Below are 24,759 nucleotides of genomic sequence, written 5' to 3'. Positions count from 1 at the left end.
TGCTGCATCGCGACTTTTACTATCGCCTTACAATTACAGATACTTTGCCTTGGCAAGTCGTTACCGGCCAACGATAGTCGGCATCGCCATTTTTTCCAAATTCTATCCCCGCCAAGGGTAAATTTCGTTAGGCAAGACAGTGAGACATTGCTTGCGAATGCGGTAGGTATTGCGGCATCGGCGCCGATGATAAACTCTGTTGCGCCTCTAGTGATGCCAAGGCATATTTGCGCCAGACAACTCACGCGTTGGGAGGCGCATCTTGGGGGGAGTGTTCCGATTGGCGTCATCGTTTGTGCGGCTGTTCAAGCGTTCGGCGCAAAAGCACACCCTCCGACGCAATCCGGCGTGGAACCGGCTTTGCGGTTCGCACATGCGACAATATCGAGATCTGCTAGCCGCAATGATTGTCGCAACCGTCCTGTTCCAGCCAATGGGCGCGGCGGCACAGGCAGGCGCCAACCCCCAGGACGTGCTTTTCAACTGGAACCGGATGGTACTCGAACTTGTCCGGCACACACCCACCTATTCCCCACCGGTCGCCAGCCGCTCTTTTGCCTATCTGGGTGTCACTGCTTATGAGGCCGTGGCTTCAGGCACCGATGAGCTGAAAAGCCTAGCAGGCCAACTCAACGAATTAAGCTTGCCCCCGCAACGCGACCCCAATGCCCATTACGATGAAGCAGCGATCCTTCACGCTGCCCTAACCCATGGCGTGCGCAATTTCTTTGGCAATACCGGCCCTACCGGCCAACGCGCCATGAACGCAATGGAAAGCCAGATTGAGACCATGGTGAGCGCCAGTCTGGACGAGCAGACCCTTGCCACCAGCATTGCCTATGGCGAGGCCGTTGCGGCCCATATTCTGGAGTGGTCGCTCACCGATGGGGGCGCCTTGGTCGAAAATCTTGGCTTTCCTTACGAATTTGAGCCCGGATCGAGCCCGCAAAGCTGGGTGCCGACAAGCACCATCGGGCTTCAGCAGGCCCCCCTGCTCCCCAACTGGGGCGACAACCGCACCTTTGCCATGCCGAATGGGGCAACTTGCCCTGTGGTTGAGCCGCCTGTCTATGATGCCCAAGCAGGGTCAGAATTCTATACCGAAGCTATGGAAGTTTACGAGGCCGTCCAGGCAATCGAACCCGACGAGGAGGCAATCGCACGGTTCTGGTCGGACGATCCGATGCTTTCACCCACCCCGCCGGGCCACTGGATTGCCATCGCTCTTCAGCTCCTGCGCGAAACGGACGCCGAACTGCACGACAGCGTCGATCTTTTCGCCCGGCTCGGAATCTCGCTTGCCGATTCCTTTATCGGCTGCTGGCACGAAAAATATCTCTATGACCTGCTGCGCCCCGTTACCTATATCAACCTCCATATCGATCCCGATTGGCGCCCCATTTTGATAACCCCGCCCTTCCCCGAATATCCAAGCGGGCACAGCACCCAGTCAGGTGCAGCCGCGGCGGTTCTGGAAGCCCATTTCGGTCCCGGCTTCGCCTTTTCCGACAAGACCCACGAACGCGACGGGCTGGGCGTGCGCTCCTATCAAGATTTCTGGCATGCGGCCGAAGAAGCCGCGATTTCAAGGCTTTATGGCGGGATCCATTATCGCGTGGCGATCGAAAGCGGGCTGGATCAGGGTCGCTGCGTCGGTGCCTTCACCAACGCGCTCGTTACGTGGGAGCGCTGACATGACCAGACCTTTTGCTTTCAGTTTCTGCGCCCTTGCAGCCTTTTGCTCCATGTCCCCCGCTTTGGCGCAAAATCAGCAGACGCCAACCATCCCGACATTCGTTGAGGTCACCGACGCAGCCGACATCGATAGCGTTTTTGAAGGGGAATGGGAATATATGGTCGGTGGCGGGGTCGCAGTCTTTGACTGCGACGACGACGGGTTTCCCGACATCTTCCTCGCTGGCGGCACGGCGCCGGCCCGCTTTTATCGCAACAAGAGCGCGCAGGGCGGCAATCTGACGTTCAGCCCCCATGAAAGCGGGCTTGAAATCGAGGCCGTATCGGGCGCTTATCCCATCGACATTGACGGCGACGGCATCGTGGATCTGGTTTTGCTGCGCGTGGGCGAAAATATTGTCATGCGCGGCCTTGGCAACTGCCGCTTTGAAAACGCCAACAGCCAATGGGCTTTCGATGGTGGCGATGCCTGGTCCTCGGCCTTTGCTGCCATTTGGGAGCATGGCGCGGACTGGCCAACCATTGCCATTGGCAATTATATCGACCGCAACGAGCCCATGTTCCCATGGGGATCATGCACGGATAACTGGCTGCACCGCCCGGATGAGACCGGTTCCGGCTTTGCCCCACCGCTCGCGCTGACACCAAGCTATTGTACGCTCTCGATGCTGTTTACCGATTGGGATCGCTCCGGCACACCCAGCTTGCGGGTCTCCAATGACCGTGAATATTATCGCGGCGGGCAGGAACAGCTCTGGCGTATCGAGGCCGGACAAGCTCCCCGGCTCTATGACGAGAACGATGGCTGGCAGCAATTGCGCATCTGGGGCATGGGCATTGCCAGCTACGATCTCGATTTCAATTCCTATCCCGACTATTTCCTCACCAGCATGACCGACAACCGGCTACAGGTCTTGACGGAAATCCCTGAAAACGGACTGCCTTGGCCCACCTATCGCGATGTCGCCTATGCGCGCGGTGTCACCGCACACCGCCCTTATACGGGCGATGAGGTGCGCCCCAGCACCGCTTGGCACGCCCAGTTCGAGGACGTCAATAATGACGGCTTGGCCGATCTCTTCATCGCCAAGGGCAATGTCTGGGAAATGCCCGATTTTGCGATTGAGGACCCGAACAATCTTTTGCTTCAGCGCGAGGACGGCAGTTTTTTCGAGGCTGGCGACCATGCCGGTGTCGCGAGCTTTCTGACCGCCCGTGGCGGGGCGCTGGCCGATTTCAACCTCAACGGTCAACTGGATCTTGTTGTCGTCAATCGACACGACAGGGCGCAAATCTGGCAAAATACCAGCACCGATCTTGGAAACTGGCTTCAGATCCGCCTTGCCCAGCCCGGCCCGAACCGGAACGGGATCGGCGCATGGATCGAAGTCGAACGCAATGGCGTCACCATGCGCCGCGAAGTCTTTGCCGGAGGCGGCCATGTGAGCGGGCAGGCCGGATGGTGGCATTTCGGACTTGGCGATACCCAATCGGGCCGGATGAGAGTCATCTGGCCAGACGGCTATGAGGATAGCTGGCAGGATTTCAGCCCCAACAGCTTTTATACCTATTCCCGCGACAGCGCCGCCGCGCCATGGCTACCCGAACCGCTTAAAAAGTAAGGCCCAGGAGACACAATTCTATCCTGTGGGCGTTGATGCCTTATAGGTTAGCCGCGCCGCAACCAGATCCTCGATCGCCGCTCCGACTGACTTAAAGAGCGTGATTTCATCGGCAGATGACCGGCCTTTGTGCGCACCCGAGCAAAGCGCAGGCAGATCGGCCACCACATCGTCCCAGCCAAAAGCGGCTTCATTTATGGCATGGATCAGATCGCCCGCTTCCGCCTTTGCGCCGCCCAGCGTGTCGATAAAAACGGCACTGCGTGTAACCGCCTTCGCATCCGTTTCCCGCATCAGCGGGGTAAAGGCGCCGACAAGATCGAGATGGGTGCCCGGCTCCAGCCAATCGCCAAGCACCAGCGCTTCGCGCGAGATCGTGGCGCATGAAACAATATCGGCCTGCCGCACCCCCACCTCGAGATCTTTGACCGCACCTGTCTCAACGTCGAGTTCGGCGCCGATCCGTTGGGCCAGCTTTTCGGCTTTCTCGCCATTGCGCCCCCAGACAAGAACAGTGTCGATATCGCGCACCGCCTTGTGTGCCTGCGCCAAAAGCGGTGGCAAGCGGCCAGTACCCACAACCAGCAAGGTCCGGGCATCCTCGCGCGCCAGATAACGCGCGGCCAGCGCCGATGTGGCTGCGGTACGGCGCGCGGTAATCTCACCGCCATCCATCAGCGCCAGAGGCTTGCCGTTCATCCCGTCAAAAAGCACATAGATCGCGTTGACCGCCCGCGCGCCTGCCTTGTTGTTGGACGGAAAGATGGTTGCCAGCTTGACCCCGTAGATCTCCCCCTCGATCCAGGCCGGCATCAAAAGCGCAGTCGCATCGACTTCGCCAGGCACAGCCAGATCATGGATGTGCCGGTCCGGCGCATGATGGGTCGAAACAAACCCTTGCGCGATAGCCTCGATCAGCCGGGGCCATGGGGTCGCACCCCTGATCTGATCGGCGTCGAAAAAGGGGATGGTGGACTGAGGCTCAGACATAAAGCAAATAGGCCTATTTTCTTGTGTGATCGCGCAAATAGCTGACAAGCGTTTTGCCCGCCTTGTCGATGTGCTGGCGGGTCAGTTCAGCGGCCTGCTTGGGTTTTTTTGCCACACAAGCGTCCAGAATGGCCTGATGCTCGGCCACCGCGTTGCGCATCCCTTGGGTGAGATAGAGCACAAGACGCACATAGCGCTCGACAAGATCGTTGGTCTTGTCGATCACCGAAAGATAATAAGGCTTGTCGCAATCGACATAGAGGCAATTGTGAAAATGCCGATTGAGATCGCCCCAGCGTTCCGGATCGGTTTCAGCGCCGAACGCATCGCAATAATATTGCGCCTGTTCAAGCGATTTCGCACTCATCAGCGGCACGGCCATTTCGATGACCGAGGGTTCGACAAGAGCACGGAACTGGAAGATTTCAGTGATCTGCTCATGGCTCAGAGAGGCCACCACGACACCCTTGTAACGCTCTGAAATCACAAGGCCCTGCGCTTCGAGCCGCTGCATGGCCTCACGCACCGGAATGCGGGAAACATTAAACATCCGCGCGATCGTATCCTGGCGCAGTGCTTCGCCTTCTTCCAACTCGCCCCGGATAATGGCGTCGCGCAGCGCGTCATAGATCACATCCGCCGATGTGGCCTGCCGTCCAAGGTCAAAAGCCCGCAATTTCAAGCCATTGGCCACAATAAGCCTCTCCCGGTAGCCCGCGTGCTGTCCCTTTAGGACGCCCATCAATCGCATCGGTGTGGCGAGAAAATGAAAGCGCCCTTACGTAGTATATTGTAGATTGGATACAATTATGCAAACGTAATCGTTAATCCGGTCGAACAAACAGGCCGGTGAGGGACATTTCAAAGTCAGATTTCAAAGAGAGGGATTATTTCATCATGAAACTACCCGTCATGCTGGGCGCTGCTGCCATGACATTGAGCCTTGCAGCCACCCCCGTTTTCGCCGACAAGCTCGACGACATCATCGCTTCCGGCGTTTTGCGCTGCGCCGTAACGCTCGACTTCCCACCCATGGGCTCGCGCGATGACAACAACAACCCTATCGGATTTGACGTTGACACCTGCAACGACCTGGCCGCAGCGCTGGGTGTTGACGCAGAGATCGTGGAAACCCCGTTCCCGGATCGTATTCCTGCACTGGTTTCGGGTCGCGCCGACGTTGGCGTTGCCTCGACCTCCGATACGCTTGAACGTGCAAAGACCATCGGTTTCACCATTCCCTATTTCGCCTTCACCAACGTGGTTCTGACCCGTGAGGATACCGGCATTGGAAGTTATGAAGAGCTTGCCGGCAAGAATCTCGGTTCGGTTGCCGGGGTTTATGAAGCCATCGCGCTTGAGGAAGATTTCAACGCATGGGATGCGGGCGGCTCGTTCCGAACCTTCCAGAGCCAGGCCGATGTGTTCCTGGCGCTGAACCAGGGTCAGATCGACGCAACCGTCGTAACCGGCACCGTGGCTGCGGCAACCGTGGAATCGGGTAACTTCGATGGCTTCGTCATTGCAGGCGACGCGCCGTACCTGGCCGATTATGTTTCGGTGATCGCGCTGCGTGAGGAATATGGGTTGCTCAACTATCTCAACCTGTTCGTCCATCAGCAATACCGCACCGGCCGCTATCATGAGCTGTTCGAAAAATGGGTCGGCGGCGGCGCCACGCCTCCGTCTCTGATGGTGCCCGGCACCTATTACTAAGCCAGACTCACCGGGCGGGGGATCCGTGCGATCCCCCGTTCGCTCATTCTTCTGGAGCGCACACGAGGGGTCGGCGAAACCCAAGGGGTAGCGCGCAACCGAGGAAGACGCGCATGTTCGATATCAATTATACCTTTCACTGGAATCAGGCCTTCCGCGCCCTGCCCCAGATGCTCGATGGTGCGCTGATCACGCTCCAGATCGCGGTGCTTTCCATGATCATCGGCATCGTTCTGGGTGTAGCACTAGCTGTAGCCAAGGAAGCGCGTTTGGCGCCCTTGCGCTGGTTTGCAGTGACCTGGATCGAAGTTGCCCGCAACACGCCGGCGCTATTCCAGGTCTATATGATCTATTTCGGCATTCCCGCGGTGCTCCAGCTTGTCGCCGGAGCCTTCGGCATCAATTTCCGAGCCATGGGAATCAACATTTTCTATCTCGATTCCTATTGGGCCGTTCTCGTCGGCATCGCGTTTAACAATGCGGGCTATCTCGCCGAAACCTTCCGCGGCGGGTTGCGGGCCGTTCCTCCTACGCAAACCCGTGCGGCCCGTTCGCTGGGCTTTGGTGCCTTTGCCGCCTTCCGGCTGATCGTTCTACCGCAGATGTTCCGGGCCGTTTTCCATCCCATGACCAATCAGATGGTCTGGGCGATCCTTATGACATCGATCGGGATCTTTGTGGGTCTCAATACCGATCTGACCGGGGTGACTCAGGAACTCAATGCGCGCACCTTCCGCACCTTCGAGTTCTTCGCCCTTGCTGCGGCCATCTATTACGTCATCGCCAAGATCGTGACGGGCGGCGCCCGTCTCATCGCCTGGCGACTGTTCCGGTACTAAGGGGGGCGACAGATATGTTAGGCACTTCCGTTACCTGGGGCGATATCACCTTCATGATGACCGGGGCCGGTCTGACCCTGGCCATCACCTTCTGGGCCATGCTCGGTGGCACATTGGCGGGCGTCGTTTTCGGCCTGATCCGTGCGCAATCGCCCTGGTATGTTAATTACTCCATGGGGACCGTTCTCGACGTTCTGCGCTCGGTGCCCTTGCTGATCCAGTTCATCCTGTTCAATTCCTTCCAGTCGATCCTGGGCTGGGGCATGAATCCCTTTGTCGTGGGCTGCGTCGTGCTTGCCGCCTATACGTCGGCGTTCTGCACTGAAATCGTGCGCGGCGGCATTCTGGCCGTGCCGATCACGACCCGACGCGCAGCACGTTCGCTGGGCATGAACTACTGGCAGGATATGACCTATATCGTCTTGCCGCTCGGCACCCGGGTCATGTTGCCGAGCTGGATCGGACTGACGCTCGGAGTGATGAAAGACACCGCTCTGGTCTATGCGATCGGTGTGATCGAGCTGTTGCGCTCGTCCCAGATTATCATCACCCGTAAACCCCACGAGGCCCTTGTGATCCTTGCGATTGCCGGCCTCATCTACTTCCTTGTGAGCTTCCCCGTTTCCCGCCTGGGCGCTCACCTTGAAAAGAAATGGCGCGAAAATGATTGAGATCGAAAACGTCAGAAAATCCTTCGGCAACCTCGAAGTGATCAAGGGCGTCTCCATGAACGTTGCCCGTGGCGAGGTCGTCTCGGTGATCGGCGGGTCGGGCTCGGGCAAATCGACGATGCTCATGTGCATCAACGGGCTGGAGCCCATCGATTCCGGCCGCATCCTTGTCGATGGCGTCGAGGTTCATGCCAAGGGCACCGACCTCAACAAGCTGCGTACCAATATCGGCATCGTTTTCCAGCAATGGAACGCGTTTCCGCACCTCACGGTTCTGGAGAACACAACCCTCGCCCTGCGCAAGGTTCTGGGAAAATCCAGAGCCGAAGCCGATGAAATCGCCATAAAGCAGCTTGAGCATGTCGGGCTTGGCGACAAACTTAAGGTTTATCCCTCAAAGCTCTCAGGCGGCCAGCAGCAGCGCATGGCGATTGCCCGCGCCTTGTCAATGAGCCCCAAATACATGCTGTTTGACGAAGTGACCTCGGCGCTCGACCCCCAGCTTGTGGGCGAAGTGCTCGACACCATGCGGCTTTTGGCGTCCGAAGGCATGACCATGATCGTTGTGACCCATGAAATGGCTTTTGCCCGTGAAGTCTCTAACCGTGTGGCCTTCTTCAAGGACGGGCTGATCCATGAAATCGGCAGCCCCAAGCAGATTTTCGAGACACCCGAGCGCCCCGAGACTGCCGCGTTTTTGAAATCTGTATTGTAATAGCTTGCGTTCGGGCGGGAGAACGCAATCCGCCCGAACCGAACTTTCTTTCCCGGAGTAATAAGAACAATTGGCGCACCCTCATTATGATTTCTGCGTCATCGGGGCCGGTATCATCGGCCTTTCGATTGCCTTACGGCTTGCCGAAACGGGCCAAAGTGTCATTTTGATCGATAAAAAGGGCATGGCCGAGGAAACCAGCCGCGGCAATGCCGGCGCGCTGGCCTTTGCCGATATCGAGCCGCTGGCCTCGCCCGGCATGATCCTCAAAGCACCCAAATGGTTGTTCGACCCCCTCGGGCCGCTTTCGATCCCGCCCGCCTACGCCCCGAAAATCCTACCCTGGATGCTGCGCTTTTTCCGCGCCTCGCTGCCTGATCGGTACAAGGCAAGCACAATTGCCCAAGCGGCCCTGATGAATCTCGCCCGCACCGAGGCCGAACCGCTTTTCGAGGATGCCGGAATTGCCGACCTCTTGCGTCATGACGGCGCGCTTTATCTCTACAAAGGCGAAAAAGCCTTCTCGGCGGCCCGTCAGATATGGGATCTGCGCGCCGCGCACGGGATCGATTTCGAGCATGTAAGCGGCAACCGCCTCGCAGACCTCCAGCCAGGGCTTGGTGCCAGCTTTACCCACGCCACCTTCGTGCCCCAATGGCTCACCGTTTCCGATCCCTATGACGTTGCAATCGGCATCGGCAAGGCGGCGATCGCCAAGGGCGCTACGCTGGAAACCGCAGAAGTCAAATCCGTTGCCCAGACCGCAGATGGCGTCTCGGTCGCCCTTGCCGATGGCCGCACTATCAATACCGGCCAGCTCGTCATCGCTGCCGGCGCGTGGTCGCACAAACTTGCAGCACAATTGGGTCACGCCATTCCGCTCGAAACCGAACGTGGTTACAACACGACCTTCCCCAAGGGCGCATTCGATCTCAAGCGTCAGCTCGTGATCCCTGGCGATGGTTTTGTCATCACCCCGCTCGATACGGGCCTGCGCATTGGCGGCGCGGTGGAATTGGGCGGCCTTGACCGCGCACCCGATTACCGGCGTTCCGAAATCATGGTGGAAAAGACAAAAGCCATCCTGCCGGGGCTTAGAACCGAAAATGGCAGACAATGGATGGGCTTCAGGCCATCATTGCCCGATACCATTCCCGTGATCGGTCGCTCGAAGAAAGCCAATCGGGTTATCATGGCCTTCGGCCACGGGCATCTGGGCCTCACCCAATCGGCAGCAACCGCAAGGCTCGTCCGCGATATCGCGCTGGACCAGCCTCTGCCTATCGACATTGCGCCCTATCGGGCTGAACGGTTCTAGAAAAATGACCAGACACACATTCTTTTGCATCGATGGCCACACCTGCGGCAATCCGGTCCGGCTCGTTGCCGGGGGTGGCCCGCGCCTTGAAGGTAAGACCATGATGGAGCGCCGGGCGCATTTTCTGGCCGAGTATGACTGGATACGGCTCGGGCTGATGTTCGAGCCGCGCGGCCATGATGTCATGTCCGGCTCGATCCTCTATCCACCCACCCGCGAGGATTGCGACATCGCGATCCTGTTTATCGAGACCTCGGGCTGCCTGCCCATGTGCGGACACGGCACCATCGGTACGGTCACGATGATGATCGAGCAGGGACTTGTCACACCAAAGACGCCCGGCATCGTAAGGCTCGACACCCCCGCCGGTCTTGTCGTGGCCCAGTACAAGCAGGTTGGCGATTATGTCGAAGAGGTGCGCCTGACCAACGTACCGGCCTTCCTGCATTCAGAAGGGCTTTCCGCCCAAGTGGATGGGCTCGGCGAGGTCACGGTCGATGTCGCCTATGGCGGCAATTTCTACGCGATTGTCGATCCCCAGGACGCCATAGCCGATATGGCCGATGTCGCCGCATCCGATCTCTTGCGCTGGAGCCCTGAACTGCGCCGCGCACTCAACGAAAAATACACATTCGAGCACCCGGAAAACCCTGCCATTAACGGGCTGTCCCACATTCTCTGGACCGGCAAGCCGACCCGGCCCGAAGCCACCGCACGGAACGCAGTTTTTTACGGCGACAAGGCCATCGACCGCTCACCCTGCGGTACGGGCACCTCGGCCCGCATGGCCCAATGGCACGCAAAGGGCAGGCTCAAAAAGGGTAATGAATTCATCCATGAATCGATCATCGGCTCGATGTTCAAAGGGCGGGTTGAGGACGAAGTGACCGTTGCGGGCAAGCCCGCCATCATTCCCTCCATTGCCGGCTGGGCACGCCAGACCGGGCTCAACACAATCTTTATCGATGACCGCGATCCCTTCGCCCACGGGTTTACTGTCAAATGACCCGGCTTGCCGCGCAATCAATTATTAGCGGTACAGCCAGCGGCCCGGTCGTTGTATCGGACGAACCCTTGAGCTTTTGGGGCGGGGTCGATCCGGCAACCGGCAAGATCATCGACGTCTATCACCCGCTCCACGGGACAGCGATTTCCGGCACGATCCTGCTCATGCCCTCGAGCCGGGGATCGTGCACCGGTTCGGGCGTTTTGCTCGATCTGGCGCTCAATGACCGTGCACCCGCCGCGCTGATTTTCCGCGATGACGAGGACGTCCTTACCCTTGGGGCATTGGTCGCGCAAATCTTCGACAAATCCGTCCCCGTCCTGCGGGTCAATCCGGACACTTTTGCAGCCCTTGGCGATACGCGCTCGGTAAGGATCACCGAGACGGCCATCATCGCCAATGAATTTGAAATCCCCGTCGCCCCGCCCCCGGCATCCCAACTCCAGTTGACCGAAACTGACATGGCCATGCTTGATGGGCGCGATGGACCGGCCACCGCCCAGGCTATGCGTATTTTATGCGCCATGGCCATCCAGCAAGGGGCAAAACAGCTCGTCGATGTCACTCAGGCTCATATCGACGGTTGCATCTATGCCAGCCCGGCCAATCTGACCTTTGCGCGCAAGATGGCCGATCTCGGCGGCAAGGTCGTGATCCCCACGACCATGAACGCGATCTCGGTCGATCACGCCCATTGGCGCGCCCAGGGCGTTCCGCCCCGGTTCGGGGCCCCGGCTCAGGAGTTGGCCGACGCCTATGTGCAAATGGGCTGCCAGCCCAGCTTCACCTGCGCGCCCTATTTGCTCGACACCGCGCCGGTCAAGGGAGAAGCCATCGGCTGGTCGGAATCCAATGCGGTAATTTTCGCCAATTCGGTTCTTGGCGCCCGCACAGCGAAACATCCCGATTTCCTCGATCTCTGCATTGCGCTGACGGGCCGCGCGCCGCTATCGGGCGTTTATCTCGACAGCCACCGCAAAGCGCAGCGCGTTCTCGACATCGCACTGCCAAAAAATATCGAAAACGCCTTTTGGCCGCTCATCGGCTATATGGCAGGGCTTGCCGCCCCCAACCAGATCCCGCTCCTGCGCGGCGTTGCCTCGGCCAAACCCAGTCGCGACGACCTCAAGGCGCTCTGCGCGGCGTTCGGCACAACCTCGGCAGCGCCTATGCTCCATATCGAGGGCATAACCCCGGAAGCTGACACTGTCGCTCCCGATACGCACCATATCGCAATCGACACTGCGCAAATGCGCACGGTCTGGCAAAAGCTCAATGCCGGGCCCGATAAAATCGATCTCGTGGCCATTGGCAGCCCGCACGCCTCGGTGGACGAATGCCGCGCGCTTGCCACAGCGCTTGACGGCAAGCATGTCCACCCCGATACCGCCGTGATCCTGACCATCGGCCCGGCCATCAAAGGCACAATCGCGCACGATGGCACGCTCGCCCGGCTCAAACAAAGCGGCGTCACCGTCGTTTCCGATCTGTGCTGGTGCTCGATTTCAGAACCGGTTTTTCCACCAAAAGCAAAAACCGTTCTCACCGATTCCGGTAAATATGCCCATTACGGCCCCGGACTCTCGGGCCGTTCGGTAAGGCTTGGCACCTTTGCCGATTGCATCACGGCCGCCCTGACTGGTTCGGCACCCGCGCGTCTTCCCTCATGGTTGCTGGATTGATCTCATGCGCACATCAAAAGTGATCCATATCGTTGGCTGTCATGCCGAGGGGGAGGTCGGCGATGTGATTGTCGGCGGTGTCGCCCCGCCACCGGGCGATACCATCTGGGAGCAAGCCAAGTGGATCGCAACCGATAACGGTTTGCGCAATTTCGTGCTTAACGAACCGCGCGGCGGGGTTTTCCGGCACGTCAACCTCCTCGTGCCGCCAAAAGACCCGCGCGCCAAAATGGGCTGGATCATCATGGAGCCGGTCCACACCCCGCCCATGTCCGGGTCCAATTCCATCTGCGTTGCGACCGTCCTGCTCGATACCGGCATCATCGAAATGCAGGAGCCGGAAACCCGCTTTACCCTGGAAGCACCCGGCGGGCTTGTCGATGTCGTCGCCACCTGCAAGGACGGCAAGGCAATCTCGATCCGGGTCACAAACCACCCCAGCTTTGCCGCAAAACTGGATGCGAAAATCGAGGTTGAAGGATTGGGCACGTTTACAGTCGACACCGCCTATGGCGGCGACAGCTTCGTGCTCGTCGATGCCAGAAGTCTGGGGTTCTCGCTCTCACCCGATGAAGCCCGTGACCTCTCGGAAACCGGTATGAAACTCACACGCGCCGCCACCGAGCAATTAGGCTTTACCCACCCAACCAACCCGGACTGGAACCACATTTCCTTTTGCCAGTTCACCGCGCCCGTCGAGATCGTCGATGGCATCAAGACCGGGCGCAACACCGTTGCCATCGAACCGGGAAAACTCGACCGCTCACCGACCGGTACGGGCTGCTCGGCCCGCATGGCGGTGCTTCACGCCCGTGGGCAATTGGGTATCGGCGAAGCCTTTCGGGGCGTCTCGATCATCGGCAGCACATTTGATTGCCGGATCGAGAAAACAACCGATCTTGCGGGCACCCCCGCCATCATTCCCTCGATTGCCGGACGTGGCTGGATTACCGAAACCAAACAGCTCATGCTTGACCCCACCGACCCCTGGCCCGGCGGCTATCGCGTCGGCGATACCTGGCCACAAAGCGGACTGAACAAGTAACTTGATGGTTTTATCAACGCGCGCTTTGGGATAGCTTGCGGCCAACTGGTATTTCGAGAGGGCAGCCCTATGAGTTTTGCATCATTTTCCGCCAAGGTCGTCGCATGGATCGGCGCCCTTCCCATTCTGATGCGAAGTTGGGACGGCAAGACCCCGGTTCAGGCCATAGGCACTGCACCGGCCATTCCCGAAGCCAAACCGCAAACCATCCCCACCCTCAAGATGCCGACAGCTAAGGGATGGGAAGGCGATCATACGCCCACCGCAGCACCGGGCCTCAAGGTCAATGCCTTTGCCAAGGGGCTCGACCACCCGCGCCAGGTCTATGTTCTGCCCAATGGCGACGTTCTGGTTGCCGAATCCTGCGGCGTGGCCGGCCAGATCCATACGCCGTTCGATTACGCCATGTTCGTTACCATGAAACGCGCCAAGGCGGTTGGGGTCAGCGCCAACCGGATCACGCTTTTACGCGATGCCGATGGCGACGGGGTGGCGGAAATCCGTGAGCCGTTCCTTGAAAACCTTAACCAGCCCTATGGCATGGCGCTTGTCGGCGACACGTTTTACGTCGGCAATACCGATGGCGTCGTCGCGTTTCCCTATGAAGAAGGTCAGACAAAAATCACCGCGCCGGGCCGCAAGGTCATGGACACAAAGCCGGGCGGCCACTGGACCCGCAACCTGATCGTGAGCAAGGACCAGACCAAGCTTTACGTCGCGGTCGGTTCGGTCGGCAATATTGGAGAGGGCGGATTGGAAGCGGAAATCGATCGCGCCTGCATCCATGAGCTCGATCTGGCGACCGGTCAGTCCCGCGTTTATGGCTCGGGCCTGCGCAATCCGGTCGGCATGGCGTTCGAGCCGCAAACCAACGCGCTCTGGACTGTTGTCAACGAGCGCGATGGCATTGGCGATGAAACCCCGCCCGATTACCTCACATCGGTCAAGGATGGCGGCTTTTATGGCTGGCCCTTCTGCTATTGGGGCAAAACGGTCGATGATCGCGTGCCCCAGGACCCTGCCATGGTGGCCAAGGCCGAAACCCCGGACTTTGCTCTGGGCGGGCATACCGCTTCGCTGGGTCTGAGCTGGATTCCCGACGGTGTCTTGCCCGGCTATGGCGAGGGCATGGCAATCGGCCAGCATGGCTCGTGGAACCGTTCGGTCCTTTCGGGCTATAAACTGGCCTTTGTGCCCTTTGCCAATGGCAAGCCCAGCGGGCCGCTGCGCGATGTCCTGACCGGCTTTTTGTCCGAAGATGAAAAACATTCCTATGGCCGTCCGGTCGGTGTGACCGTGGCCGCCGACAATGCCATTTTAATGGCCGACGATGTTGGCGATGTGATCTGGCGCGTCACCGGTGCCTGATACTGGAGCGTGTCCAGAATAAGTGGATACCGCTTATTTGGTTCGGACACGCGACAAAACAATGACCTGTACGGACCGGACGGCAGCGATCCCGTCCGGTCGCCCCTGCCTTTTGGCTACCGATGAGGCGGACATGACCGCGCTTTACCGCCTGGCCTTCCTTTTTCTTTTGATCCTTGGCTGGTTCATTGCGTCCCAGTTTATCGGCCGCAACATTATCCCCACCCCGCTTGCAACGCTTCAAGCGGGCGCCCGCCTGTTCTCCGAAGGCCGATTGCTTGAGGCCACAGGCCAAAGCCTTGCCGTTTTTTTGTCCGGCTTTTTTCTGGCCACCTTTGTCGCCATCCCGCTTGGCGCCATGATGGGCGCGATAAGGCCTTTTGGTAAAACCCTCGACGTCTATGTCTTTGCGCTCGCCGCCACCCCGCGCGTCGCCTTCATCCCGCTCGTGATCGTTCTTTTGGGGCTGGGGATCGAGGCCAAGGCCTTTATCGTTTTTCTGGGCGCGGTGATGCCCATCCTCATCAATACCTATGCCGGGGTTTTGGCAGCCGATAAGGAGCTTGTCGAGATGGCGCGCTCGACCGGCGCACCGCAAACGCGTATTTTTAGCCATATCGTTTTGCCCGGCGCGCTGCCTTTTGTGGCGGTGGGGCTGCGCATCGGCGCCACCATCGGATTGATCAACACGGTGGTTGCCGAACTTTACACCGCCGTTACCGGCCTTGGCGGGCTGCTCGCCCTTTATGGCAACACCTTCCGCATGGCAGAATATTTCGTCATTGTCATCTGCCTTGCCATCATCGGGGTTGTGATGACCGAAATCCTGCGCTTTATCGAATCCCGGCTTGGCCGCTGGAAAATGAGCTGAACCTGTTCCCCTATCCCGGAGTCTGTCCGCTGTGCTGCGCCCCCTTCTTGCTTTGCCCATTGTTCTCGCCTCGGCCCTCTTGCCATACCCGGCCCTGGCCGAACCCTTCCGGCTGATCCTCACCCATCTCGAACCCCCGCTCGTGCCCAATTCGGTCATGGACCTTGCCCATGAGCTTGGCTATTTTGAAAATGAGGGCGTCGAGGTCGAACTGATCCGCGTCCAGCAGACCCCATCCGCGCTTGCGGCCTTGAGTGCAGGCGAAGGCGACATGGCCAATATCGGGCTCGATGCGCTTTTACAGCTTCATGCGCGCGGGCAAACCGATCTGGTTGCCGTCGCCTCACCCAACAAATCCCTGCCTTTCCTGATCGCAGCCCGCGAGACAATCGCGATCCCCTTTGAGCAAAACCACAGCTTTGCCATTGGCCGGGTCGGCAGCCTCGATCACGGCCTCAGCCTTAATGTGCTCGAAGCCTTGGGCGCGCAAACCGATGCTATCGAATTTGTTGCGTTGGGCCAGCCCTCCGTCCGCGCGCAGGCGCTCGCCGCAGGCCAGATCGATATGACCACAATGTCGATTGGGGTCTGGCTGGCCATGCCCGATAAAAGCGGCCTGGAAATCCTTGTCGACCCAGACACCTATTACGAGGCCGCTCCGGTCGTCCAAAAGGTCAATGTCGTCTCGCGCGAGGTTCTGGAAACAAGGCGCGAAGATATCGAGGCGGTGCTGCGCGCGCTTATTGCGCTCTCGCGCGATTTTGCCGCCGATCCCGATTTCTGGGCCGAGGCTATCGCGCCCTATGCGCCCCAGCTTTCCGATGCAGAACGGCGTGAGCTTTCACAATCGTTTGCCCAAAGCTGGAGCGTCAATGGCGGCCTCAATGCCGACGAACTCCAGTTCTCGCAAGACTGGCTGTTTGAAACGCCCGATTTCGATGGGCTCGACCCGGCACCGATCACGCAATGGACCGCGTTTGCGCCCCTCGATACCATACTTGAAACACTCGGCCAGGCGCCCGATCTCGACCCGCCCGCCCGATGACCGAAAAACCTTCCCAACCGGCTTTGGAATTTGCCGGGGTTTCAAAGACCTTTGACCCGGCCGACGCTCGCCCGGCTGTGAGCAATATCGACTTTGCCTTGCCCCAGGGCATGTTCATCAGCCTCTTGGGGCCGTCCGGCTGCGGAAAGACTACGTTGTTACGCCTTGCCGATGGGTTGATTGCCCCCGATAGCGGCACGATAGCCGCGTTTGGTGCCCCGCCGAGACCGGGCCCCGAAATCGGCTTTGTCTTTCAGTCCTTCCGGCTGATCCCATGGGCAAGTGTTGCTGCAAATGTCGAATTTTCCCTGCGCAGCCTGCCGCTGTCCAAAGCCGAGCGCACCGAGCGCGCGCTCCACTGGCTTGAAAAGGTCGGCCTGTCCCGTTTTGCCCAGTCCTGGCCAGACACGCTTTCGGGCGGCATGAAACAGCGCGTCGCGCTGGCCCGCGCCTTTGCACCGAACCCCTCGCTGCTTTTGATGGATGAGCCTTTCGCCAGCCTCGATGCACAGACCCGCGAATTGATGCAGGCCGAGCTGCTCTCGCTCTGGTCCGAGCAAAAGGCCAGCGTTCTTTTTGTCACCCATAGCGTGGATGAGGCGCTGCTTTTGTCCGACACCATTCTGCTTATGGGTACCCGTCCGGGACGGATTGTGGAAACGCTGACGGTCGATCTCGAACGCCCGCGCGACCCCGACGCCATCCGCGCCGACACCCGCTTTATCGCCCTGCGCCAGCATCTGTCGAAAAAAATGCGCGAGCTTGTCCTGTCCGATCCGCAATCGGATTTCTATGGGCGCTAATCGGCTTCGATCTTGAGTTCCGCGATAAAATCGTACCGGTCTCCACGATAGGCAGAGGTCGTAACTTCGATCGGCCGGCCATTGGCAAGGAAGGACCGGCGCTCGATATGCAGGATCGGACTGCCGGCCATCACATTGAGCAAGCGCGCTTCCTCGTCATTGGCAATCGCTGAACGCAACCTTTGCAGCGCCCGCACCGGCATATGCCCGCGGGCCCGCATGGCTTCATATAGCGAATCGGAAATATCGTCCGGCCCAACCGCAAAAAGTGGCACCACTGCGTGTTCGACCGCCAGCGGCTCGTCATTGGAGATGCGCACGCGCGAAAGCCTTAAAACCTTGTCATTGGGCGAAAGGCCCAGCTTCAACAACTCGTCGGGATTGGGCAGACCTTCGCCCTTGTGCAGCACCACCGAGCGGGACACCGCACCCCGCCGCGCCATATCGGCGGTAAAACCCGCCAGAACCGAAAGTGGCTGATCGATATGATGGGACACATAGGTGCCCGCCCCATGCCGGGTTGAAATCAACCCTTCGCGCGCCAGATCTTTGATCGCATTGCGCACGGTAATGCGCGAAAGGCCCGTTACGCGCACAAGGTCGCGTTCCGATGGCAACGCCTCGGCCCCACGCAGCACCCCGGCTTCGATCAGGCTGCGGATCGTGCGCGACAGCCTTTGATAGAGCGGGCCAACCGATTCATAAGCCGGCAGCCGCGTCGCGATCTCGTTCAGCAACTGGCTTGAGTTTGAAACCTCGGCCATCGGCTTGGCGCCGTCCAATTGTGCGCTCATTGGTCTTGGCCTCTGAGCCGGGGATCAAGCGTATCGCGCAAGGCGTCGCCCAGAAGGTTGAACCCGAAGGACAAAAACAGGATCGCAAATCCGGCAAAGATCGCGGGCCAGGGGGAAAGCATGAGAAAATTGCGCCCTTCGGAAAGCATCAGACCAAGCGAGGGCACCGGCGGCTGTGCCCCAAGTCCCAGAAATGACAGCGAGGCTTCCACCAGAATGGCAGCCGAAAGCAGAAGCGACGTTTGCACCAGAACCACCGAGGCCAAATTGGGCAGGAGATGGGCGAAAATGATTCTTGCGTCCGATGCGCCGATGGCCTTTGCTCCCATGACATATTCGCTCTCGCAGATCACCAGTGCCGGCCCGCGCAAAAGCCGCGCGAAAATCGGTGTATAGACAATGGCAATCGCGATGGCTGCGCTCCACATGTTCGGCCCCAGAACCGCGATAACCCCGATGGCAAGCAGCAGGATGGGGAAGGCAAACAGAACGTCCATGAACCGCATCAATATCCGGTCGAACCAGCCCCGATAATAGGCGGCGAGCATGCCCAGCGTGCCGCCCACAACAAGCGCCAGCCCAACCGCGGTCACGCAGGTCAGAAGCGAGGTGCGGTAGCCGTAAAGGATGCGCGCGAATACGTCCCGCCCAAGTTGATCGGTGCCCAGCCAGTTAAGCAGGTTCGGTCCCTGCATCCGCTGGGCCATCACCTGGGCAAATGGGCTATGGGGTGAAACCAGTGGCGCGGCTACCGCAAGCAGCACCTGCAGCGCCACAAAGCCCAGCGCGAAACTCAACAGTCTGTTTTTTGCAACGAACCGCCTCATTTCTGCGCCACCCGCGGATCGATGACCGCATAAAGCAGGTCGACAAGGAAATTGACGATCACAAAGGCCGAGGTCATCACAAGAATGGTCGCCTGCACCAGAGGATAATTGCGCTCGGCAATGGCGCCCAGCACCAGCCGCCCCAGCCCCGGAATGGCAAAGACCTGTTCGACAACGATCGCACCACCCAAAAGATAACCGGTCATCACACCCACCGAGGTGATGAAAGGAATGAGCGCGTTGCGCAGGGCGTGCTTGTAAACGATGAGGCGTTGGCTCGCGCCCTTTGCCTTTGCCGTCCTTATATAATCCTGACTCAGCGCATCGAGCATAGCCGAGCGCACAAGGCGGGAAAGATTGGCCAGCATGGGCAGGCTCAGGGCAATGACCGGCAAAATCATGCGCTGCAGATTGCCGAGCGGGTCCTGGGTAAAGGGCACATAACCAAGCGCGGACACGCCGGGCAGCAATTTGGCCAGAAGGAAGATCGAAACGATCCCCAGCCAGAAAGATGGAATGGTCAGCCCGGCAATGGCGCCCACGCGCACTGCAACCTCGATGCCCCGTCCACGCGCCTGCGCCATGAAACAGCCGATGGGAATGGAAAGCCCGGCCCCCACGGCGACCGAAAGCAACGTCAATTGCAATGTCGGCCAGATATGGGCGCCGATTTCCTGGGCGACAGGTCGCCCGGTCCAGATCGACGTGCCGAAATCGCCCTGCAATACACCGCCGATCCAGTTGAAATACTGCACGTAAAAGGGCAGGTCGAGCCCCAGCCTGCCGCGCAATTCGGCCACCCGTTCGGGCGTGATGTCGGTATTTGCGCCCAGCATGATGGCGACCGCGTCGCCCGGAACCAGCCGAATCATCAGAAATACGATGATCGAGACGCCAAACAGGACGAAGGCGAGATCGGCCAACCGGGAAAAAAGGAATCGGGTTCGCATCGTTGCTTTCGCGTCTGGAGCAAGTCTGGAAAAGCGGGATCAGTTTCCCGATAAGACTTGCGATGAAACAGAAGGTCAGATCAGGCTGGCGATTCAAGGAAGTGCCGGCACGATCCAGGGGCATTGCTCATTTGGGCTCCGGGGCACACAATTTGCGCACCCCGGAACCATATCCAAACTACTGCACGGTCACATCGACAAGGCTTGTGAGCCGCCCATTGGCGTAGATTTCAAAGCCTTCGACCGAATTGGCGACTGCGGTAAACAGGTTGCCATAGGCAATATGAGCAATCGGGCCCTCACAGGCGAGCTTGCGCTGCACCTGATCATAAATTGCCTTTCGGGCTTCGAACTCGGTTTCGCTCCGCCCCGCGTCGAGCCATTCATCGATCTCGGCATCATCATACCGGAACACATTGGTCGAGCCGCCGCCACGGAAGGTGCGGTAGAAATACTCGTCAGGATCGGGGCTACCGCCATTGGCCGAAACGAAAAGATCGAAGTTCGAGTTCTGCCAATCCTGCACGAATTGCCCGATTTCCTGATTGAGCAATTCGATCTCGAAGGCGCCCGACACCTGCTGTTGCACCACTTGGGCGATGTCACGCGTGTCCTGACGCGGCAGTACGTTCATTGTCAGCCGCACGGGCAGTTCAACCCCTGCCTCTTCAAGCATTGCCATGGCCGCGTCGCGATCGGTTTCGTAACAGGCATATTCACCCGTATCGAGCGCCCAGTTGACAAGGGCCGGCGATAGCGGGCCGGCGGGCACGCCAGCACCGAACAATGCGCCTTCGATGATCTCATTGCGATCCAGCATCATGTTGAAGGCCGTACGCACCACCGGATCACCGAACGGTTCACGCGCCGCGTTAAAGCCCACAAGCGTATAGGACAAGTCGCGCGTTTCCTGCACGGTCACATTCGGTATGCCCTGCAATTGCAGGGCGGTTGCCGGATCTATGGCGGGCAGCAGGTGATAATCGCCCGAGGTGATCCCCACCTGCCGGGTCGCCGATTCCGGCACGAAATGGAACCGCACCGCATCGAGCTGCGGCTTGCCTTGCTGGTGATAGTCCTCGAACCGAGTCAATTCGATATAGGAATTGGGCTGCCAGTCGGCAAAGGCGAACGGGCCGGTGCCCACGGGTGTTTGCTGAAGCGCGTCAACATCGCTTTCAAATTCGGCCGGCACGATGGCAATGCCGGAAAGCGAGGTGAGGATCGGCGCAAAAGGCGCATTGAGAACCAGTTCCACCGTCAGATCGTCAACCACGTTGACCGCTGTGATAGGCGACACGCGACTGGCCAGCGGCGAGCCTGTGGCTTCGGCCTGAACGCGCGCGATCGAAGCGGCAACATCCTGTGCCGTCATGGCCGACCCGTCGTGAAACGTGACGCCCTCTCGCAAACTGAACGTATAGGTCAGCCCGTCATCCGAGACTTCCCAGCTTTCCGCCAGGCCGGGGACGACAGCGAGATCGATATCGATTGCCGTCAGGCCCTCATAGATATTGCCCTGCACGATTACGACCGAGTTGAACGCGGTAATCAGATGCGGGTCGAGCCCCGCAGGAGCGGAATCGATCGCTACCTGCAAGGTTGCTGCCTGCGCTGCGCCGGCCAGCATCGTTGTTGCGAGCAGTCCGGCTGCAATGGATTTGATGGTCATGATGGTCCTCCGAAAAAGCCAGGCAAGGCCGGCCCGGCCCCACCGATATTCCCTCATGCCTGAAGGAACCGGACCCAACCCGGCCGCCAGGCAGTATATGTCCAATTTAAAACCAATCTGGACTTATTGAACGCTATGGTATTAGTTTTCATCTTGCAAGCGCAAGTTGCGGGGCCAAGGCTTGCCACAAGGGAGAGAGCGTGACCGACACCATAGCCGCACCATTGTTGAGCATCGATAATCTCACGATTTCGGTGGGTTCCAGCGCCATTGTCGAGGACGTATCGCTCCAGATCGGCGCGGGCGAAATGCTGGGCCTGGTTGGCGAATCGGGCTGCGGAAAGTCCGTGACGGCACTGTCGATCATGCGGCTTTTGCCCGAACCACCCATGCAATACCGCTCCGGCACGATCCGCCTTGGCGAGCTCGACATGCTCGCGCTCAGTGAAAAGCAATTGCGCGCAATCCGCGGCGAAGACGTAGCCATGATCTTTCAGGAGCCCATGACCTCGCTCAACCCGGTCCTGTCGATAGGAGACCAGTTGCGCGAAATGATCCTGCTGCACCGCAAGGTGTCCAACCAGGAGGCCAGCACCCGCGCAGCCCAACTGCTTGATCGTGTCGGCATTCCCTCGGCGCGCACCGCGCTTGACCGTTATCCCCATCAGCTTTCGGGCGGCCAGCGCCAGCGCGTGATGATTGCCATGGCGCTCGCCTGCGATCCCCGCCTTCTGATTGCCGACGAACCCACCACCGCGCTCGATGTCACGGTTCAGGCCCAGATCCTCGACCTGATCGACGACCTGCGCCGCGAAACCGGCATGGCGGTGCTGTTGATCACCCACGATCTGGGCGTCGTCTCCCAATATTGCGACCGGGTTGCGGTCATGTATGGCGGACGCATCGTCGAACAAGCCGCCGCCGCCGAGCTTTTTGCCAATCCTCGCCATCGCTACACCGAAGCACTGCTCGCAACCATTCCGGCATCCAACCCGCCAGGCACCCGCCTTCCGGCTATTTCAGGCACCGTACCCCCACCGGGAAACCGGCCTGCAGGATGCAGCTTTCATCCCCGTTGCCACGCGGTCATCGAGCCCTGCACCACCACATTGCCTCGCCTTGAAGGCATACCCCACGCAACCCGCTGTTGGAATCCTGCGTCATGACCCTTCTGGAAATCGAAAACCTTTCCAAGACCTATCCCGGCGCGCACGGCACGACGGTCAAGGCGGTGTCCGAGGTCTCGCTATCGGTCGAAGCCGGTGAGGTTTTGGGCATCGTCGGGGAATCGGGTTGCGGAAAATCGACCCTTGGGCGCGCGCTCTTGCGCCTGATTGAACCTTCAGGCGGCGATATCCGGTTTGAGGGCAAATCGATTGCAGGGCTTTCGCGCAGACAGCTCAAGCCCTTTCGCCGCGACATGCAGATCATTTTTCAGGATCCCTTCGGCGCGCTCAATCCGCGCCATAAGGTCGGCGCCATCATTTCCGAGCCGCTCAAGGTCCATAAGATCGGCAACACTGCCTCCCGCGCGGCGCGTATTGCCGAACTTTTAGCCCTTGTGGGCCTGCCCGAAGGCAGCGCCGAGCGCTATCCGCACGAATTTTCCGGCGGCCAGCGCCAGCGCATTGCAATTGCCCGCGCGCTGGCCCTTGAACCCAAATTGCTGGTGGCCGACGAAGCGGTATCGGCGCTCGATGTGTCCATCCAGTCCCAGATCATCAACCTGATCGCGGAACTGCAGGAAAAGCTCGCGCTTTCCATCATTTTCATCAGCCATGACCTTTCCGTCATCCGGCACGTTTCGGACCGGATCGCGGTCATGTATCTGGGGCGTATCGTGGAAATCGGACCGTCCGAAGACGTGATGGAAACGCCCGCGCACCCCTATACCCAGGCCCTGCTTTCGGCCATCCCAAGACCCAATGTGCCGCGCGCCGAACGGGTGGTCCTCAAGGGTGAATTGCCCGATCCGGCCAACCCACCCCTTGGCTGCGCCTTTCACACCCGCTGCCCCAGCGCCATGCCCCATTGCACAACCGAGCGGCCTGCACTTGTTGCCCGCAAGATTGCCGCGTGCGCAAAACCGGCCACCACCGCCTGCCATCTTTATGAGGTGGCCTGATGGACGCTCTCATCGACAAGGCCTTCGCGCCGGTCGCTGCCGCTGTGAACGCAAAACGCATCCCCGGCGCGGTTCTCGGCATTATCGACGACAAGGGCAATAAGGCCCTGCGCCATCTCGGTGACGCACAAACCATTCCCAAAACGCGCCCGATGACCGAGGATACCTGGTTCGATCTGGCCTCGCTGACCAAGGTGATCTTCACGACCCCCCGCATCCTGGCTCTGGCCGAAACCGGCATGATCGACCTCGATGCTCCGCTCATTTCCGTCCTGCCCGATCTGCGCCAATACCAGCCCGCCGCCTGGGAACGCAAAGTAACCTTCCGCCAATGCCTTGGTCACCAGACACCCTTTCCCGCTGTCGAACCGATCTATACCTATGGACGCGACCCCGATCTCCTGCGCGCCTTCATTCTGCAGCGCGAATGGAAGGCGGGCCCGGCGGTCTATTCGGATATAAACTTCATCCTTTTGGGGCTTGCCCTTGAGCGGCTTGAAAAGGTTTCGCGCCTACGCAGCCTTAATCCAGGCAGGGGCTTTGCATGGGCGGCTGCCCCTGAAATGAGTGCCGCAACCGAAGACTGCACCTGGCGCAACAAAATTCTGTGCGGCATCGTCCATGACGACAATTGCCATGCGCTCGAAGGCGCCGGTCATGCCGGGCTTTTCGGCACCGCCGAAGCGGTTCTCGATTTCGCCAGGGGGTTGCTCGACGGCTCCGGCGCGTCAGATCATGCAATCGCCCTGATGCGCACCCCGCTTTCCCCCACCCGCACCCATGGCTGGGAACGGCCTCATATCGGCTGGCCGGGCGGCGATAATGCCTCGGAAAACACAATCGGGCATACCGGTTTTACCGGCACTGGTCTCTGGATCGATTTCGACAGATCACGCGCCTGGGCGCTATTGACCAACCGCATCCATCCCACCCGCCATTTCGACAGCGGCATTTTTGCACTGCGCCGGGCCGTCGGCGATATCGTCAACGCTGCATAGGAGTATC

The 24,759-nt window shown here is 59.5% G+C and carries 23 protein-coding genes; 17 read left to right on the top strand and 6 right to left on the bottom strand.

Features of this window, described 5'->3' with window-relative positions; translation table 11 throughout:
- Positions 1-280 precede the first annotated feature (280 nt).
- Together EO133_RS00530 and EO133_RS00525 are read left to right on the top strand one after the other, a co-directional pair.
- On the top strand, positions 281-1,693 hold the full coding sequence (locus tag EO133_RS00530; protein ID WP_244640556.1) for a vanadium-dependent haloperoxidase: 1,413 nt from the start codon (positions 281-283) through the stop codon (positions 1,691-1,693).
- 1 nt (position 1,694) lies between these two features.
- Positions 1,695-3,317 carry a CRTAC1 family protein gene (locus EO133_RS00525; protein WP_127070641.1) on the top strand — a complete coding sequence of 541 codons (1,623 nt, stop codon included), beginning with the start codon at positions 1,695-1,697 and terminating at the stop codon, positions 3,315-3,317.
- A gap of 18 nt (positions 3,318-3,335) precedes the next feature.
- On the opposite strand, the gene lhpI (EO133_RS00520) is transcribed toward EO133_RS00525, so the two are convergent.
- Both lhpI (EO133_RS00520) and EO133_RS00515 read right to left on the bottom strand, forming a co-directional pair.
- A complete protein-coding gene (gene lhpI, locus EO133_RS00520; protein ID WP_164734819.1) occupies positions 3,336-4,286 on the bottom strand; it encodes a bifunctional Delta(1)-pyrroline-2-carboxylate/Delta(1)-piperideine-2-carboxylate reductase in 951 nt (316 codons plus the stop codon).
- A gap of 34 nt (positions 4,287-4,320) precedes the next feature.
- Positions 4,321-5,049: a GntR family transcriptional regulator gene (locus EO133_RS00515; protein ID WP_127070639.1), complete on the bottom strand. Its 729-nt coding sequence runs from the start codon at positions 5,047-5,049 to the stop codon at positions 4,321-4,323.
- Between the two features lie 155 nt (positions 5,050-5,204).
- On the opposite strand from EO133_RS00515, the gene EO133_RS00510 reads away from it, so the two are divergent.
- The 12 genes from EO133_RS00510 (at position 5,205) to EO133_RS00455 (ending at position 17,386) form a co-directional block, all read left to right on the top strand.
- Positions 5,205-6,023, top strand: coding sequence for an ABC transporter substrate-binding protein (locus EO133_RS00510; RefSeq protein WP_127070638.1), 819 nt, complete (start codon positions 5,205-5,207; stop codon positions 6,021-6,023).
- Between the two features lie 113 nt (positions 6,024-6,136).
- Positions 6,137-6,862 carry an amino acid ABC transporter permease gene (locus tag EO133_RS00505; RefSeq protein ID WP_127070637.1) on the top strand — a complete coding sequence of 242 codons (726 nt, stop codon included), beginning with the start codon at positions 6,137-6,139 and terminating at the stop codon, positions 6,860-6,862.
- Between the two features lie 14 nt (positions 6,863-6,876).
- Entirely contained in the window at positions 6,877-7,533 is a 657-nt protein-coding gene (locus EO133_RS00500; protein WP_127070636.1) for an amino acid ABC transporter permease, read from the top strand.
- The gene (locus tag EO133_RS00495; RefSeq protein ID WP_127070635.1) at positions 7,526-8,248 is read left to right on the top strand and encodes an amino acid ABC transporter ATP-binding protein; all 723 of its coding nucleotides are present in this window, start codon (positions 7,526-7,528) and stop codon (positions 8,246-8,248) included. The genes EO133_RS00500 and EO133_RS00495 overlap by 8 nt, the downstream gene beginning before the upstream one ends.
- A gap of 70 nt (positions 8,249-8,318) precedes the next feature.
- Positions 8,319-9,566 carry an NAD(P)/FAD-dependent oxidoreductase gene (locus EO133_RS00490; RefSeq protein WP_127070634.1) on the top strand — a complete coding sequence of 416 codons (1,248 nt, stop codon included), beginning with the start codon at positions 8,319-8,321 and terminating at the stop codon, positions 9,564-9,566.
- 4 nt (positions 9,567-9,570) lie between these two features.
- Entirely contained in the window at positions 9,571-10,572 is a 1,002-nt protein-coding gene (locus EO133_RS00485; protein ID WP_127070633.1) for a 4-hydroxyproline epimerase, read from the top strand.
- Entirely contained in the window at positions 10,569-12,254 is a 1,686-nt protein-coding gene (lhpI, locus tag EO133_RS00480; protein WP_127070632.1) for a cis-3-hydroxy-L-proline dehydratase, read from the top strand. The genes EO133_RS00485 and lhpI (EO133_RS00480) overlap by 4 nt, the downstream gene beginning before the upstream one ends.
- Positions 12,255-12,258: 4 nt before the next feature.
- Positions 12,259-13,299, top strand: coding sequence for a trans-3-hydroxy-L-proline dehydratase (locus EO133_RS00475; RefSeq protein WP_127070631.1), 1,041 nt, complete (start codon positions 12,259-12,261; stop codon positions 13,297-13,299).
- Between the two features lie 69 nt (positions 13,300-13,368).
- A complete protein-coding gene (locus EO133_RS00470; RefSeq protein ID WP_127070630.1) occupies positions 13,369-14,667 on the top strand; it encodes a PQQ-dependent sugar dehydrogenase in 1,299 nt (432 codons plus the stop codon).
- 61 nt (positions 14,668-14,728) lie between these two features.
- Positions 14,729-15,538 (top strand): ABC transporter permease, encoded by an 810-nt coding sequence (locus EO133_RS00465; protein ID WP_244640557.1) that lies wholly within the window; start codon positions 14,729-14,731, stop codon positions 15,536-15,538.
- 31 nt (positions 15,539-15,569) lie between these two features.
- Positions 15,570-16,583 carry an ABC transporter substrate-binding protein gene (locus EO133_RS00460; RefSeq protein ID WP_206513444.1) on the top strand — a complete coding sequence of 338 codons (1,014 nt, stop codon included), beginning with the start codon at positions 15,570-15,572 and terminating at the stop codon, positions 16,581-16,583.
- Entirely contained in the window at positions 16,580-17,386 is an 807-nt protein-coding gene (locus tag EO133_RS00455) for an ABC transporter ATP-binding protein (protein WP_127070629.1), read from the top strand. Before EO133_RS00460 ends, EO133_RS00455 begins: the two co-directional genes overlap by 4 nt.
- On the opposite strand, the gene EO133_RS00450 is transcribed toward EO133_RS00455, so the two are convergent.
- From EO133_RS00450 to EO133_RS00435, 4 genes are all read right to left on the bottom strand, one after another.
- Positions 17,383-18,180: a GntR family transcriptional regulator gene (locus EO133_RS00450; protein WP_127070628.1), complete on the bottom strand. Its 798-nt coding sequence runs from the start codon at positions 18,178-18,180 to the stop codon at positions 17,383-17,385. The two genes, EO133_RS00455 and EO133_RS00450, sit on opposite strands and share 4 nt — an antisense overlap.
- Positions 18,177-19,007, bottom strand: coding sequence for an ABC transporter permease (locus tag EO133_RS00445; RefSeq protein ID WP_127070627.1), 831 nt, complete (start codon positions 19,005-19,007; stop codon positions 18,177-18,179). Before EO133_RS00445 ends, EO133_RS00450 begins: the two co-directional genes overlap by 4 nt.
- Positions 19,004-19,957, bottom strand: coding sequence for an ABC transporter permease (locus tag EO133_RS00440; protein WP_127070626.1), 954 nt, complete (start codon positions 19,955-19,957; stop codon positions 19,004-19,006). The genes EO133_RS00445 and EO133_RS00440 overlap by 4 nt, the downstream gene beginning before the upstream one ends.
- A 178-nt stretch (positions 19,958-20,135) precedes the next feature.
- Positions 20,136-21,629 (bottom strand): ABC transporter substrate-binding protein, encoded by a 1,494-nt coding sequence (locus EO133_RS00435; protein WP_127070625.1) that lies wholly within the window; start codon positions 21,627-21,629, stop codon positions 20,136-20,138.
- 200 nt (positions 21,630-21,829) lie between these two features.
- Here EO133_RS00435 and EO133_RS00430 point away from each other — a divergent pair, with 200 nt between their 5' ends.
- From EO133_RS00430 to EO133_RS00420, 3 genes are read left to right on the top strand one after another with little or no spacing between them, the layout of a single operon-like run.
- The gene (locus tag EO133_RS00430; RefSeq protein ID WP_244640558.1) at positions 21,830-22,795 is read left to right on the top strand and encodes an ABC transporter ATP-binding protein; all 966 of its coding nucleotides are present in this window, start codon (positions 21,830-21,832) and stop codon (positions 22,793-22,795) included.
- On the top strand, positions 22,792-23,754 hold the full coding sequence (locus EO133_RS00425; protein WP_127070624.1) for an ABC transporter ATP-binding protein: 963 nt from the start codon (positions 22,792-22,794) through the stop codon (positions 23,752-23,754). Before EO133_RS00430 ends, EO133_RS00425 begins: the two co-directional genes overlap by 4 nt.
- Positions 23,754-24,752, top strand: a complete 999-nt coding sequence (locus tag EO133_RS00420; protein WP_127070623.1) for a serine hydrolase domain-containing protein — start codon at positions 23,754-23,756, stop codon at positions 24,750-24,752. Before EO133_RS00425 ends, EO133_RS00420 begins: the two co-directional genes overlap by 1 nt.
- Positions 24,753-24,759 lie beyond the last annotated feature (7 nt).

Source organism: Pelagibacterium lentulum (assembly GCF_003992625.1).
Lineage (GTDB): Bacteria > Pseudomonadota > Alphaproteobacteria > Rhizobiales > Devosiaceae > Pelagibacterium > Pelagibacterium lentulum.
Note: the sequence above shows the minus strand (reverse complement) of the source record. Positions and strands in the feature narration are given on the sequence as shown.

Coding starts and splice junctions, on each gene's coding strand:
- EO133_RS00510 (WP_127070638.1), top strand. CDS start 5,205: ATGAAACTACCCGTCATGCTGGGCGCTGCTGCCATGACATTGAGCCTT.
- EO133_RS00470 (WP_127070630.1), top strand. CDS start 13,369: ATGAGTTTTGCATCATTTTCCGCCAAGGTCGTCGCATGGATCGGCGCC.
- EO133_RS00450 (WP_127070628.1), bottom strand. CDS start 18,180: ATGAGCGCACAATTGGACGGCGCCAAGCCGATGGCCGAGGTTTCAAAC.
- EO133_RS00505 (WP_127070637.1), top strand. CDS start 6,137: ATGTTCGATATCAATTATACCTTTCACTGGAATCAGGCCTTCCGCGCC.
- EO133_RS00440 (WP_127070626.1), bottom strand. CDS start 19,957: ATGCGAACCCGATTCCTTTTTTCCCGGTTGGCCGATCTCGCCTTCGTC.
- EO133_RS00515 (WP_127070639.1), bottom strand. CDS start 5,049: ATGGGCGTCCTAAAGGGACAGCACGCGGGCTACCGGGAGAGGCTTATT.
- EO133_RS00435 (WP_127070625.1), bottom strand. CDS start 21,629: ATGACCATCAAATCCATTGCAGCCGGACTGCTCGCAACAACGATGCTG.
- EO133_RS00420 (WP_127070623.1), top strand. CDS start 23,754: ATGGACGCTCTCATCGACAAGGCCTTCGCGCCGGTCGCTGCCGCTGTG.
- EO133_RS00445 (WP_127070627.1), bottom strand. CDS start 19,007: ATGAGGCGGTTCGTTGCAAAAAACAGACTGTTGAGTTTCGCGCTGGGC.
- EO133_RS00455 (WP_127070629.1), top strand. CDS start 16,580: ATGACCGAAAAACCTTCCCAACCGGCTTTGGAATTTGCCGGGGTTTCA.
- EO133_RS00465 (WP_244640557.1), top strand. CDS start 14,729: ATGACCTGTACGGACCGGACGGCAGCGATCCCGTCCGGTCGCCCCTGC.
- EO133_RS00485 (WP_127070633.1), top strand. CDS start 9,571: ATGACCAGACACACATTCTTTTGCATCGATGGCCACACCTGCGGCAAT.
- EO133_RS00475 (WP_127070631.1), top strand. CDS start 12,259: ATGCGCACATCAAAAGTGATCCATATCGTTGGCTGTCATGCCGAGGGG.
- EO133_RS00525 (WP_127070641.1), top strand. CDS start 1,695: ATGACCAGACCTTTTGCTTTCAGTTTCTGCGCCCTTGCAGCCTTTTGC.
- lhpI (WP_127070632.1), top strand. CDS start 10,569: ATGACCCGGCTTGCCGCGCAATCAATTATTAGCGGTACAGCCAGCGGC.
- EO133_RS00500 (WP_127070636.1), top strand. CDS start 6,877: ATGTTAGGCACTTCCGTTACCTGGGGCGATATCACCTTCATGATGACC.
- EO133_RS00425 (WP_127070624.1), top strand. CDS start 22,792: ATGACCCTTCTGGAAATCGAAAACCTTTCCAAGACCTATCCCGGCGCG.
- EO133_RS00495 (WP_127070635.1), top strand. CDS start 7,526: ATGATTGAGATCGAAAACGTCAGAAAATCCTTCGGCAACCTCGAAGTG.